Origin of the sequence: Alkalicoccus luteus (assembly GCF_052061695.1) — a bacterium.
GTDB classification, from domain to species: Bacteria; Bacillota; Bacilli; order Bacillales; family Salisediminibacteriaceae; genus Alkalicoccus; species Alkalicoccus luteus.
In genome coordinates this window covers 228,590-241,516 of record NZ_JBPZEY010000004.1, presented here as the reverse complement: position 1 = coordinate 241,516, position 12,927 = coordinate 228,590, and the positions used below count along the sequence as shown (strand labels likewise).

General features: G+C 48.8%; 15 protein-coding genes. 8 read left to right on the top strand and 7 right to left on the bottom strand.

Annotated features, from left to right (window positions below; genetic code table 11):
- The first annotated feature begins 4 nt into the window (after positions 1 to 4).
- Together ACSZLD_RS07470 and ACSZLD_RS07465 are read left to right on the top strand one after the other, a co-directional pair.
- A complete protein-coding gene (locus tag ACSZLD_RS07470) occupies positions 5 to 943 on the top strand; it encodes a dimethylarginine dimethylaminohydrolase family protein (protein WP_444684778.1) in 939 nt (312 codons plus the stop codon).
- Positions 940 to 1,755 carry a nucleotidyltransferase domain-containing protein gene (locus ACSZLD_RS07465; protein WP_444684777.1) on the top strand — a complete coding sequence of 272 codons (816 nt, stop codon included), beginning with the start codon at positions 940 to 942 and terminating at the stop codon, positions 1,753 to 1,755. The genes ACSZLD_RS07470 and ACSZLD_RS07465 overlap by 4 nt, the downstream gene beginning before the upstream one ends.
- 186 nt (positions 1,756 to 1,941) lie before the next feature.
- Here the strand turns inward: ACSZLD_RS07465 and ACSZLD_RS07460 are convergent, their stop codons facing one another.
- The 3 genes from ACSZLD_RS07460 to ACSZLD_RS07450 all read right to left on the bottom strand — a co-directional run bounded on the left by ACSZLD_RS07460 (position 1,942) and on the right by ACSZLD_RS07450 (position 3,878).
- Entirely contained in the window at positions 1,942 to 2,163 is a 222-nt protein-coding gene (locus tag ACSZLD_RS07460; RefSeq protein WP_444684776.1) for a hypothetical protein, read from the bottom strand.
- 90 nt (positions 2,164 to 2,253) lie between these two features.
- Positions 2,254 to 3,198, bottom strand: coding sequence for an ABC transporter ATP-binding protein (locus ACSZLD_RS07455; protein WP_444684775.1), 945 nt, complete (start codon positions 3,196 to 3,198; stop codon positions 2,254 to 2,256).
- Positions 3,195 to 3,878 (bottom strand): ABC transporter permease subunit, encoded by a 684-nt coding sequence (locus ACSZLD_RS07450; protein ID WP_377908662.1) that lies wholly within the window; start codon positions 3,876 to 3,878, stop codon positions 3,195 to 3,197. Before ACSZLD_RS07450 ends, ACSZLD_RS07455 begins: the two co-directional genes overlap by 4 nt.
- Positions 3,879 to 4,074: 196 nt before the next feature.
- On the opposite strand from ACSZLD_RS07450, the gene ACSZLD_RS07445 reads away from it, so the two are divergent.
- The 5 genes from ACSZLD_RS07445 to ACSZLD_RS07425 all read left to right on the top strand — a co-directional run bounded on the left by ACSZLD_RS07445 (position 4,075) and on the right by ACSZLD_RS07425 (position 8,936).
- Positions 4,075 to 4,857 carry a hypothetical protein gene (locus tag ACSZLD_RS07445; RefSeq protein WP_444684774.1) on the top strand — a complete coding sequence of 261 codons (783 nt, stop codon included), beginning with the start codon at positions 4,075 to 4,077 and terminating at the stop codon, positions 4,855 to 4,857.
- 148 nt (positions 4,858 to 5,005) lie between these two features.
- A complete protein-coding gene (locus ACSZLD_RS07440; RefSeq protein ID WP_377908664.1) occupies positions 5,006 to 5,746 on the top strand; it encodes a class I SAM-dependent methyltransferase in 741 nt (246 codons plus the stop codon).
- Between the two features lie 353 nt (positions 5,747 to 6,099).
- A complete protein-coding gene (locus ACSZLD_RS07435; RefSeq protein ID WP_444684773.1) occupies positions 6,100 to 6,390 on the top strand; it encodes a hypothetical protein in 291 nt (96 codons plus the stop codon).
- Entirely contained in the window at positions 6,383 to 8,329 is a 1,947-nt protein-coding gene (locus tag ACSZLD_RS07430) for a transposase (protein ID WP_444684772.1), read from the top strand. Before ACSZLD_RS07435 ends, ACSZLD_RS07430 begins: the two co-directional genes overlap by 8 nt.
- Before the next feature lie 100 nt (positions 8,330 to 8,429).
- Positions 8,430 to 8,936 (top strand): DNA topology modulation protein, encoded by a 507-nt coding sequence (locus tag ACSZLD_RS07425; RefSeq protein ID WP_444684771.1) that lies wholly within the window; start codon positions 8,430 to 8,432, stop codon positions 8,934 to 8,936.
- 150 nt (positions 8,937 to 9,086) lie between these two features.
- Here ACSZLD_RS07425 and ACSZLD_RS07420 read toward each other — a convergent pair whose 3' ends face one another.
- From ACSZLD_RS07420 to ACSZLD_RS07405, 4 genes are all read right to left on the bottom strand, one after another.
- Positions 9,087 to 10,307 (bottom strand): MFS transporter, encoded by a 1,221-nt coding sequence (locus ACSZLD_RS07420; RefSeq protein ID WP_444684770.1) that lies wholly within the window; start codon positions 10,305 to 10,307, stop codon positions 9,087 to 9,089.
- Between the two features lie 12 nt (positions 10,308 to 10,319).
- Positions 10,320 to 10,757 (bottom strand): Rrf2 family transcriptional regulator, encoded by a 438-nt coding sequence (locus ACSZLD_RS07415; protein ID WP_444684769.1) that lies wholly within the window; start codon positions 10,755 to 10,757, stop codon positions 10,320 to 10,322.
- Positions 10,758 to 10,870: 113 nt separating this feature from the next.
- Complete coding sequence (locus ACSZLD_RS07410) at positions 10,871 to 11,614, bottom strand: amidohydrolase family protein (protein ID WP_444684768.1); 744 nt, start codon at positions 11,612 to 11,614, stop codon at positions 10,871 to 10,873.
- A 23-nt stretch (positions 11,615 to 11,637) separates the two neighbouring features.
- On the bottom strand, positions 11,638 to 12,180 hold the full coding sequence (locus ACSZLD_RS07405) for a flavin reductase family protein (RefSeq protein WP_444684767.1): 543 nt from the start codon (positions 12,178 to 12,180) through the stop codon (positions 11,638 to 11,640).
- A 120-nt stretch (positions 12,181 to 12,300) separates the two neighbouring features.
- Here ACSZLD_RS07405 and ACSZLD_RS07400 point away from each other — a divergent pair, with 120 nt between their 5' ends.
- Positions 12,301 to 12,912: a histidine phosphatase family protein gene (locus tag ACSZLD_RS07400; RefSeq protein WP_377908669.1), complete on the top strand. Its 612-nt coding sequence runs from the start codon at positions 12,301 to 12,303 to the stop codon at positions 12,910 to 12,912.
- Positions 12,913 to 12,927: the final 15 nt, after the last annotated feature.

Genomic DNA, 12,927 nt, shown 5'->3' with positions numbered 1-12,927 from the left:
AGCGATGGTAAAGGTACAAGGAGAGCGCTGGTTCCCGTCCGAAAAGACGTTTTCAGAGGAGATGACAGAGCTTTGGGGTGACTGGTACTGTGATTCGGAGGTTGGCAGGCTGCGGTCTGTGCTGATGCACCGGCCGGGCCCGGAAATCGACGGCATCACCGATGAAATCGCAGCAGATGTCCGCTTTCGCGGGGCGATCAACGCGGAAAAAGCCCGTGCGGAGCATGATGCGATGGCGGATGTTTACCGGGATCACGGTGTGGAAGTGCACTACGTCTGCCATCAGCGGACCGATCGGCCGAATGCCATGTTTATGCGTGATTTAATGCTGATGACACCGGAGGGAGCGATTGTTTCCCGGCCTGCTGTTCCGTCGCGCCGCGGAGAAGAAAAGGCTGTAGCACGAACACTGGCGGATCTCGGTGTGCCGATCATCAAAACGATCAACGGCAGGGGTTTTTTTGAAGGGGCGTGTGCGATGTGGATCGACCGGGAAACGGTCGTGCTCGGCAGCGGCAGCCGTGCGAATAAAGAGGGGATCCGGCAGGTGGAAACGGAGCTTAAGAACATGGGCGTAGAGACGATTTTGCACACTCCGATTCCGTACGGATCGATTCATCTGGACGGGTACATGAATATGGTCGATCGTCACAAGCTGGCTGTATTTCCGTGGCATCTCGCCTACGATACCGCCCAGGAGCTGCAGGAGCTCGGGATCGAACTGATTGAAGTCACAGACATCGACGAAATCAAGCAGGGGATGGCATTAAACGTCGTGGCACTGGAGCCGGGTCATATCCTCATGCCCGCGGGCTGTCCGAATACGAGACAGGTGTATGAGAACGCCGGCATCACCGTTACAGAAGTGGAGCTTGGAGAGCTGATGAAGGGCTGGGGCGCCGTCCACTGTACGACCGCCTTTCTGAAAAGGGATCCGCTATGATCGATCAGCGGCAGACGGTCCGGGAGCGGTTGTGTCGGGCACTTGAAGTCGATTTGATGCAGGTGGAAGCTGTCCGCGGTGTTTTTTACGGAGGCTCGGTTGCCACCGGGGAAACCGATACGTGGTCTGATATTGACGTGCGAATCGTAGTGGATGATGCGTCTTTTTCAGCATTTATTGCCGAAAAACAAGTACGTCCGGAGCGGTGGGGAAATGTCTTGTTTTATGAAGATCCGGGAAAGCATCTGCCCTATACAATTATTCATTACCGCTCCTTCGTGAAAATCGACTGCTTTTATTACCGGCAGTCCGAGCTGAAGCCAGATCCGTTCTTCCGGTCGATCTGGGTTGTGTATGATCCGGACGAAACGCTTGCAGCCCTCAAACAGCAGTCGGCCGGGACGACGCGGAAGCCCTCCGCAGAAGACGTGGAGCGTTGGCGTGGAAAAGTGTTTGCGTATCTGCATGAAATCCGCCGCCGCACTGAACGGGACGAGCAGCATTACGCCCGGCAGTGTGCAGACATGCTGAGCTGGTCACTGGCAGCCGGATGGCTCATGGCCCGCGGTGACATGCCGGATGGATTCGGCAGTTGGAGCAAGCTCGAAGGACCTAGATCACGTCTTATGGAGGCGGAACAAAAGCAGCTGCAGGCCCTCAGCCGAGTGACAGAACCGATCGACCGGGCGAGATTGTTTATTCCGATGTTTTTAAACGTGCACAGCCGGGTCTGCGCTTCCCTGGATATGCCGGAAAAGCGGGACTGGGTCGAGGAAATCTGCAGGATGATCGACCGGCCATTTGAATCGTAAACGCACAGCCGAATCGTCCGGTTCAATGCGGCTGGCGTGGGATAAGCATGCAAAAGCGGCATAACGATTAAAGGAATACGAGGCCACGTGATAATGACACAGATTCGTACAAACGGAACAGGCGTACTCATAAGGAAAAGACCGCCTGTTATCAAAAAAAGCACGCATAGGAAAAAGAGACGGAGGTTAATCCGTCTCTTTCAGCGTATTCTGACGTTTTTTGACTGGGGGTTCGCTGCGTTCCCTGTCAATTTTGACGATCAGAAGCCGGCCGACTGTCACGGCCACTAACGTGAGTATGAACAAGTCGAACAACGTCTGCACAACGCCGCCGAACGGATAGTCACGGACGAAGAGGTGAAGGGTCGCTGCAATACCGACCAGAATTACCATTAATTTTGCGCTCATAGCTGGTCACCGCCTTTCGCACGAGCGTGTAATCAGTCTATTCCCGATTTACAGAACGGCAACCTTGTGTAATGATTTTTGAGTAAATGGTCATGTTTTGTACAGGTAATCGGATACCTGCTCCGGCTCATGCAGGAAGATATCCTCCAGGGAAGGCTGTTCCACGCTGACGCCGTAAATCGGGACATGCAGCTGAACGAGCTGCTGGACGAGCAAAGGAATGGCATCCTCGGACGCTGTTTCCACGCGCAGAAGTCCGTCTTCCCACGAGCCGTCCCGTTTTTTATCGGCCAGCCCGCGGCTGATGCGTGCTTTATCATCGTCCGCGAGCGTAGTGCCTGTATCAATTGTCACCATGAAGGTTGCCTGGAACTGCTGCTGCAGCTCCTTCAACGAGCCTTCGAGCGCAATCGTACCTTCCTTCATGATGGCAATGCGCGAACAGATTTTTTCTACTTCCGGCAGGTTATGGGACGTCATAAAAATCGTTTTTCCTTCACGGTTGAGCTCCTGTACAAGCTTTTGCATATGAATCACGGACTCAGCGTCAAGCCCGGACGTCGGTTCATCGAGAATGAGGAGCTCCGGATCATGAATCAGCGCCTGAGCAACGCCGAGCTTCTTTTTCATCCCGAAGGAATAGGTTCCGACCTTCCAACGGGCTGCCTCCTCCAGTCCAACCTGCGCCAGCACCTCGAATGATCGTTTTTTCGACGCGGGCTTTCCGCTCAAACGGCTGAAAAACTGCAGGTGCTTCAATCCGGTGAGCTGATCGTAAAAGGAGGAATAATCCGGGAGGACCCCGATGCGGTCTTTTACTGCATCAACTCCAAATTTTTCTTCAAACAAGTAGACGTCTCCACTGTCCGGCTTCATGATATCAGTGATGAGATTGATAAAGGTCGATTTCCCGGCACCATTCCGACCGAGGAAGCCGAAGAGTTCTCCTTGATAGACGTCGAGCGAAATGCCGTCCACAACGCGTTCACGGCCAAATGATTTAACCAGGTTCTCTGTGCGAATGATCCGCATCATACGTCCCTCCTCTGAAACAGCCGGTCTGCCGCTGAATAAAATAATAGACCGATTACGAATGGTACCGCCATATAGAACAAGTCGAACTGAAAGTAGTAGTAAGGCGTCACGAATTTCACCCACGTGATGTACCATTCCTCACTGAGCATGGACCAGAACGATAGCGCCGGGAGGGCAAAGGCTGCAATCACGCCGAAAAACATCGTATAGGCTGAACGCGGAATGAGGATGGAAAGAAGCACCGCTGCGCTCACGCCGTAAAAGATAAAAATGAGAAACTCCAGATAGTCGATCAAATAAAACGTGCCGGCTGTATAGCTGATCAGAATCGTATTCAACAGAAGCAGCAGTGCCCAGAATAAGAACGTGCCGAGCGTCTTTCCATAAATGATCGCCGAGCGCGATGCTTTCGTCACAAGAAAGCGGATCGTGCGTGCTTCGAGCTCTTTATTGACGACGTTGTGCGAGAGTGTAAAAACGAATAAATACCCGAATACATAGAGTGCCGCGCGCATGCCGGCCACGTACGCTTCCTCCTGAGACAAGTTGCCCATCCCATCCGGAATCAGCTCAGCAGCCTGTGCGGTATAGTAAGACACCACAAACAGCACCGCCGCAATCAGCAGCGGCCGGAAACCGGACATCAGCTCTCTAAACTCTCGGAAACAAATCGTCCACATGCAAACCTCTCCTGTCTAAAGCTGGTATTGCCTATGATAGCAGACTGGGGAAGGCATGTCTTTTTTGAACGAGGAAAGCGTTGCGGTTATAATGAATTTTTAAAAGAAAAGTCATAGGCATATAGAATTATGCTGCGGTATAATAAAAGAAACACCATGAGCAGTCACCTTTGATATCAATAAAAGGGGTGGTAGCATGCGTTTCTTTCGTTCCAAATGGGGTAAACGATCGGCAGCCGCATTGCTTTTGATTGCAGTCTGGGTTGGAGGCAGCGTGTTTGGAGCGATGACAGCTGAAGAAGAGTTTGGCACGCAGATGATCGCCTACACAGACATCACTGATTTCATACAGGAAATGGAAGGCGAAGCTGCTGCAGCAGAGGATCAGACGCTGTCGCTTCAGGAACAGCTGCAGGAGCATGAAGCGCTGCTTGAGGAGCTGGGAGAGGAAACGACGGTTTCAGAGGAAAAGCTGGAAGCCATGCAGGAGGACATTGACCGGGCTGAAGCGCTGCTGGAACGGGAAGAAGAGCTGCGGGAAGATATCGCGGGTCTGGAAGAAGACTATGAAGCACAGAAAGCCGATCAGGAAGAAACGATAGCTGCAGAGCTGGCTGAACTTGAACAGGAGCTGGAAGCGAAATCGGACGAACTAGAGAATCTGCTTGCAGATATTGAATCAAAAGAAGAAGAGCTTGATGCGATCGGCAGCTCCATCACAGCTAAACAGGCAGAGCCGGTCAGCTACCCGGCGGGCACAGCGATCGTCGGGATTGATATGGAGCCCGGCAGATACATGGCGGAACCTATCGGGAGTGGAAGTAACTTTGCAGTCTACAGCGGTTCCGGATCACTTGAATATAACCTGATTTTAAGTACACGGCCGGACCATGGTGTGGAGGAAGTAGCTATTTTTCTATTTGAAGACTACATGATTGATGCACGAACGCCATATACTCTGACGCCGATCGATGAATAACACAAATCACATTACGGCCGCTGCTGCGGTCGTTTTTGTTTATTAATCAGGCAAAACTTCCCACACCATTCTTTATCTAATAAATTCCTGCGAAGAATAAAGGATTCTCCTCTTTTCTGTCGTATAAATTCCAGTGGAGGTGAGGCGGATGTATGGAACGCTGTCATCGCGGGTGTACGTGCTGGATAAGCCGGCCGGTCATTCGTTTGGAGATGTGGAATATTATAAAGAACGGCTTCAGGATGTGAAGGGACCGGTGCTGGAACCGGCCTGTGGAAGCGGGCGGATGATGATTCCGCTTCTGGAAGCAGGCATAGACGTAGAAGGATTCGATCCGTCAGCTCCAATGCTGGACCTGTGCCGGAAAGAGGCGGAGGCGAGAGGACTTGATCCGGTGCTGTTTGAGGGCACGATGGAATCTGCGGAGCTCTCGTGTAAGTACGAAGCGGCAATCATTCCGGCCGGTACGCTGCAGCTGCTGCATGAGCCGGGGATGATCCAGCGTGCGTTTCAGCAGCTTTCCGGGTGTCTGCTGCCAGGTGGAAAGCTGATTGCGGATTTCTATCTCTTCACAGGAGCAGAGCCGGGACTCCGCTTTCGGGAATGGGAAGATGGAGAAGACCGCATTACGCTTGAGTCTGTGACGGTCGAAGTTGATTATCTGAACCAGAAAACGATTGACCGCAACCGCTACGAACGCTGGCGGAAAGGGAAGCTCGTCGAAACGGAGCTTGAACTGTTTCCGCTGCGCTGGCTCGGAATTGAAGAAGCAGCGCTGATGCTGCGCGAAGCTGGCTTTTCAGAGATTACCTTTTCAGGAGGGTATGAATATGGCAAAGCGCCAGTCGATGCTGCAGAGGTTATTACCGTCGAAGCGGTAAAGGCATAAGTTCACCTGGTTAAAACAAAGCGGGCCGGTTATTGCAGACGATGACCGGCCTTATTGTGTACATAGTATCCATTCGACGTCCGCGAGTTACAGTTGTGGCACTATTGATCACCTCAGAAAAAAGGCTGTCTCCTAAGATTAAGTAGTTCAGTTTTTGTGGAGAAACATTAGAAATCGCATATAAATTCTAAGACCAAATCGCATAGTGATTTGGTCTTTTATTTTTATTGATATAATAACGTTTTCGCTTAAAAAATGTATAAAATAGCATAGGAAATAGCATACTAAATAATAGAGTGACAATAACTATTGTCAAGGTGAAAATATGGGTGTTAAAATAGGTGTTATTTACTATGTTAATTGGACTGCATTTAAAAGGAGTGAAAAATATCGTGCAATTCATCAAGCCTAAGAATAATAATGCTGATAAAGTGGATTGGCTAATATCTGAACAAGTCCGAGAAATAGTAAAAAACTATGCGGAATACTGCGAATACAGCGAGAGCGAAGTAGTAGATATATTCTTAAAAAATCTTCTTAATGATGAAGAGTTTCTAAAATGGGTTGATGGCATACGGAACAACAAAAGAATGCTACGAAAAATGGGGTTAGAGGATATAATGGAGGAACAAAAACTTGGCTAAATTACAACGATTAGTTACAAAAGAAGATGGCATCGTTGTTGTTCATAACCCTGTTAATGAAGATGAATTGAATGATAGAAAGGAACAATATAAATTCCTATCGGATAAGAAATTCGCCTTCCGTTATAATCATATGTTGTTTCTCCCAATTGAATTTACTTGGAATGGAAATACACATACAATTCAATACAACTTCTGCACGAACCCTTTCTGTAAATGGTGCGGTCAAGAACAAGTGAAGTTTGAAACTGTCAAAGGTAAGCCGTCAAGATACAAGTTGAGCGGTAAAAGCAGTAAGAAAATGCTTGTGTGTAATCCAGACCCTATCCACCCAAGTAGTGGTATGACTTTGAATTGTTATTCAACTGCTATTTCGAATTGGTCTGTTGCAGAAGAGATTTCGAGACTTGTGCGTATCAACCAGACCCAAGATGTTGAGCCAGAATACAACTTCCATAATGAAAACTGTATGGTTGTTCATCTAACTCCTTTTGAAACGCCAAGCCAGTTCTATAAACAAGGAAAGACATTGAATAATGCTCAACGATGGCAATGTAAAGTGTGTAAGAAAAAGACAAGTATTCTTCCAAACAAGCGTCAATCCACTACCTATCGTCAAAAGAAGAATGATATTCTTCCGATGTTTGCGAAACTACTATTAAACAAAATGCCAATCAGTCGAACTTGCGATATTTTAGAAATCGGTGTCGGCACTTACTACCATAAATTGGAATGGTTGTACCGTTGTTGTTTGGAATTCTTAGAGAAGTATGAAACAGCTCCTTTGACCAATAAAACATTCAAAGAAATGTGGTTGAATACTGATAAAATGCACTACAACCTTAATAATGTTCGCAAGAAAGGTCAAGGCGGTCAAAAGTATTCTGGTTTAGAAGATAGTCAAGTACAGACTTATGTGGTTGTTTCAGCGGATACCATTTCACGATATGTTTTTCGGTCAGACGTTGCTTATGATTGGGAAATGACCGTAGAGGATTTAAAACTTGATACGATGGTTTATAAAGAAGACCATTTGAATGATTTCAGTAAGAAAAATAACCGTTTGGACTTTTCTTATTACCCACAAGAACCGACACCGAACGATACCCAAACACATCACGAATATCGAACGGAACTTAACGAGTTTAAAAAACGAATGCAATATGTTGATGGGCTTCACGTTAATCCTACCTACACGACAATGGCACACTTTTGGCTGATTAAACAAATGGTACAAACTGGTGAATGGAGAATGATTAGCGATAATGATGCTTCTATAATGACCGCCTTTTTTAGAGTGTTTTCGAAAGAAGTAAGAATGTCGGATGCACACCACTTCCTCTGTTTGCTTGATAAGAACAAAAGCAGAAAACAATGTTTAGAAGAGTTTGATGATGCAAAATCAGATTTATTGGATTGGGGATTTCACAGAGGATACGAAACGAAAAACTTGCGTAAATTAGCCTATTCATATTTAAAAGAGCTATTAGAAACGCATCAGTTTCATAATGAAATCCAAACACCAACTCACTCTTATAACGATTGGGCTAAAACTCCAATAACACATCCATTAGCATCGAGAGATAAAGGATTTCACAATGTCGATTGTACAACTGATTTATCTTCTCTTGAACCAAGGGAAATTGCGAAAATGGTATTGAATGTTAACGACAATGCTACTAATAGCTTTATCCAACAAATTCGTAGAAGGTTGTCTATTCTTGAAAGACCATTGATGACAGCCAGAGGAGATGGAAAGAGTTATATTTATGCCAATTTTAACCCGAAGTATGCTCAATACTCATTGACTATTTTAAGGACATTCTACAACTTTTGTGAAACCTATAAATCAGCCGATGGAAAGAACTTAACCCCTGCACAACGATTAGGTATAACAGAGAAAGCGTTCGATTTAAAAGACATAATATATCAAAGATAGTACGTTTAATGGCAAACGTACTATCTTTTTTATGAAAGGGAAATGGAAATTTTATGTTAAAATAAATTTGAGTGAGAATGGATGTACTAAGGGGGATAATATGAAGAAAATATTACTAATTGGTTCGGGAGGGTCAGGAAAATCAACATTGGCAAGAAAAATAGGTGAAAAGTTAGAAATAAATGTATATCACCTCGATGCGTTATTTTGGAAACCTAATTGGGAGGGTGTCCCTAAAGATGAACAAAGAAAAGTCCAGAATGAATTAGTAAAAAATGAAGAATGGATTATTGATGGGAATTATGGGGGAACGATGGATATAAGGCTTAACGCAGCAGATACTGTTATTTTTCTTGATATCCACAGAACCATATGTGTTTATCGTGCATTTAAAAGAATGTTGCAGTATCGAAATAAAACAAGACCAGATATGGCAGAAGGTTGCGAAGAAAGATTTGATTTAGATTTTTTCAAATGGATATGGAACTATCCTAAAACGAAAAGACCAGAAATCCTAAATAGACTTCAACAATTATCTACTGAAAAGAAAATCATTGTATTAAAGTCGCCAAAAGAAGTACAACAGTTCATAGCAGAAATTCAATAAAAAGGCTTGGATTAAATATCCAAGCCTTTTAGTGTGTTAATATTGTAGTTATTTCACCCGATATTTAGGGTGAAAATTACAATGTGATTTGGTATGTTTTTTAACATTTTCTCCACATTAACTGAACTACTTATCCTAAGACACAGCCTTTTATGATTGCACTGGCAGAATTCGTTTTTTCGGAAACACGAGCGGCAGCAGAAGCAGCGACAGCAGTCCGCCGGCTGCTGCGAGAAACGGAAAGCTTGTGCCGGCGACGACCATGCCGGAAAGGGCACCGCCGGAGGCGCCGGAGAGGGCGACGAAAATATCGGCCCGGCCTTGTACAGCGGCTCTTTCTTTTGCTGGCGCAGAATCAACGATTACCGTTGTACCACTGATCAGCCCGATGTTCCAGCCGATCCCGAGCAGGATCAGCGCGGTCGTAATCAGAACGAGAGAAGGGCCTGCCAAAGCAGCCATGACGCCGGAGATGAGCAGAATGACGCCTGCTGCGGCAGTCATCACCCTTCGCCCGAGCCGGTCGATCAGGCGGCCGGTAACGAGGGAAGGCAGGTACATCGCTCCGATATGCAGCCCGATCACGAGTCCGACGGCCTGCAGGTGATGCCCGTGTCCTTCCATGTGAATCGGCGTCATCGTCATAATCGCCACCATAATAAAATGGGAGAGCACCATGATAAAGACGCCCGCAAAGAGGCCGGTTCTAACAGCAGGGGCGGAGACGGTTTCCTCCACGGCCGGAGTGGACAGCTTGCGGGCAAGCTCCATCGGTTCCGGACGCAGAAACAAAGTTAAAATAAGTCCCGCGCCAGCATATGCAAAAGCAGCAAAGAGAAAGGGGCCGCTCAGCGGAGGCAGGCCAATGAAGGCTGCTGCGATCCCTGTCACATCGACAAGAAACGGACCGGCGACAGCACCGAATGTCGTCGCAACGAGAACAAGGCTGATCGCAGTCGCACGCTGATTTTCCGCAGCAAGATCGGTCCCGGCAAAGCGCGCCTGCAGGTTCGTCGCCATCCCCGCACCGTAAATAAACAACGCCGGCAGAAGCAAAAGAAAATGACCGGAAGCGGCAGCGGCTACGACAGCGAGAGAGCCGATGGCCCCGGTGTAAAAGCCGGCAGACAGCCCTTTCCGCCGTCCATATTTCTGACTTGCTTTCCCGACGAGCCAGGCAGCGAGCGCCGATCCCAGCGTAAAGACTGCAATCGGCAGTCCGCCGGCGGTAGCGGTTCCGGTCATGTCGCGGGCGAGCAGGGAACCGACGGTGATTCCGGCTGCGAGCCCGCCACCAGCGAGTACCTGTGCCAGAGCAGTGACAAGAAGCGTACGCCGGAACCAGTATTCTCTTGATTTTCCGTTATACATCGCTTCTTCCTCCTAACGCTGGTGCTTCAGCAGAAATGATTTCACACTCTCATCCAGCTCCTCTACAATTTCCAGAATCGTAATGCCTGATAGATAGGACTTCAGCTGTTGTTCCCCGATTTCCATCTTCTGCTGAATGACGCACGCCTCTTCTTTTTCGACTCCGGCAAGCTGGCACGTTAAAATCGCCTGCCTTCCTTCGACGGCTTCAATGATGTCGAGAAACGTGATCGAATCGGCGGAACGGGCAAGCCGGTAGCCTCCGTTGACACCGGGGCTGGAGGAAACAAGGTCTTCTTTGGCAAGCTTCGTCAATATTTTGGATAAGTACGTGGTTGAGACGCTTTGCAGCTCTGCAAGCGGCCGGACGCCGACGAGCGAATCGGGAGAAATGCTCGCTAAATAGACCATTGTGTGAAGGGCATAGTTCGTAGCCTGCGCGTATTTCATCTGCAGCGCTCCTTTTTAACGTAATTAAAGAGTCTTAATATCTATAATTAGTATAGCATAGCAAAAAGGCGCGGAGTAAAGAAGAAGATCTTTGCTCCGCGCCTTTCGGTGAATCAGTCAGTCAGGCGGTACCAGCGTCGTGCATTGTGATGGAAAATACGTTCGCTATTGGAGAAAGCATGCTGCACGCGTTCAATATCCTTATCGGAAAAAGGAACGGGCGCTCTTGTTGAAGGGAGGTCAGTGCCGAACATAAGCGCTTCGGGGTTTTCCTCGTTAATCTGCACCATTGCCTCGATCGGGTTTCCCTGATAGCGTCCGAAGCCGGTCGCTTTCACTGCAGCTCCATTTGAAACGAGGTCGAGCAGAGCGGGAAGGCCCTCTGGATGCAGACCAAGGTGATCGATGGATATCCGCTCCGGGCGGGTGATGGACGGACGGATATCGGCGAGTGTACGGGCATCGGCGTACAGCTCGACATGCCAGCCGGCGGTCTCGTAAACGAGATCAGCGAGCCTCTCGAGATCGTTCAGCTCCGCAGACCCGCCGCGGTACAGGTTCAGCCGCAGGGCGCGGATGCTTTGCTGATGCAGCGCAGCCACTTCCTCTGCTGTCACAGAGGAAGGCAGCTGGGTGACGCCGACATAGCCGCTGCCAAGCTGCCTGAGCGCATTGGTTACATACGTTTGGTCGAAGCCTTGAAACGATCCGGAAACGACAGCTCCGCCGCCATTATGCCACGCGCGCTGTTTTTCGTAGTCAGAAACGGTGAATACCGGCGGTTTATAGCCGTTGTTCATCTGCAGCGGATAAGCTGGATCGATGATATGCAAATGAGCATCAAACAGATTGATCATGAACGCTGCCTCCTCCTGTCCGGCTACTTTTTCAAATCAAATCCGTCAAACGGAAGCGTCAGCGCTCCGGTCATGTAATCGTCGTCGCGCTCGGCAGAAAGGTATTCGACGTTCAACGTTTTTTTATCAGGATGAAGCGCCTCTCCTTCGACAATATAGCCGATGGCGATCACAAAATCGCCGCTGTCGATCAGCTCGCGCACCTCCATATCAAAATAGGCCACGGCATCCTTTAAAATCGGCGTACCGTTTTTCGTGTAGAAAAACTGGTCCTCGCCAAGTGCCTCGATCGACTGGCTGCCTGAGAAAAACGTATCGTGGAGCTGCTCCTGATCGGCTGCGGCCATGCTGAGTCCCCACCGTTTAGAGGTTTCAAGCAGCTTTGTCCCTTCGAACTCTTTCGGAAAGCACGTGATCATCTGCGGCGGCTCATGCGAGCACTGAGTGCTCCAGCAGCCGAAATGAAAGTGGCCCCGATCCCCGTCCCGGACAGAGACGAAAAAGACACCCCGTGAGCGCAGATCGTAAATGGAGCTGTAGCGGTCTTTCGCTTGTTTGGAATCCATTTTTTCCTCCTCCTTTCGTCGTCCGTTTACTCATACCCGCTCAGCCGGAAAGCTAACAGCAGGCAGGAAAATGCACGGCCAGCAGGGAAGTAAAGAGAAGCATAGAAAGGGAGGATGCCGATGAAACTGTATATCGTGAGGCACGGACAGACAGAATGGAACGTGGAAAAGCGGATGCAGGGATGGGGCGATTCGCCGCTCACCCAGACGGGAATCCGCGATGCCGGGCTGCTTCGGGAGAGGATCAAAGAGGTTCCCTTTGATGAAGCATGGGCCAGTCCGCTCAAGCGGGCAGAGCAGACAGCTGACATTCTTGTGCCTGATCAGCAGATTCACGTGCACGAGGGCTTAAAGGAGATGCGCCTCGGTTCGATGGAAGGAAAGCGTCAGGAAGACCTGCACCCTTCCGAAAAAAAGACGTGGCAGACGTTTTGGGAGGATCCGGAGCGCTTTCAGCCGAACGGCGGCGAAACGTACGGCGAAGTGGAGAAGCGCGTGAATGGCTTTTTGGAGGACATCAGCCGGACCTCGAGCGGGAACGTTCTGCTCGTTACGCACACCGTTGTGATCAAGCTTTTGATTAACCGATTTGAAGATCGTCCGCTCCGTCGTATTTGGGAACCGCCATATGTGCATGAAACGTGTTTGACGATCGTGGACTGGGACGGAACGAACGGAAAGATCGAGGTAAGCTGCAGCATCGACCACACGAAAGCCGGCAGAGGCTGGTAACAAAAGCAGGGGGAA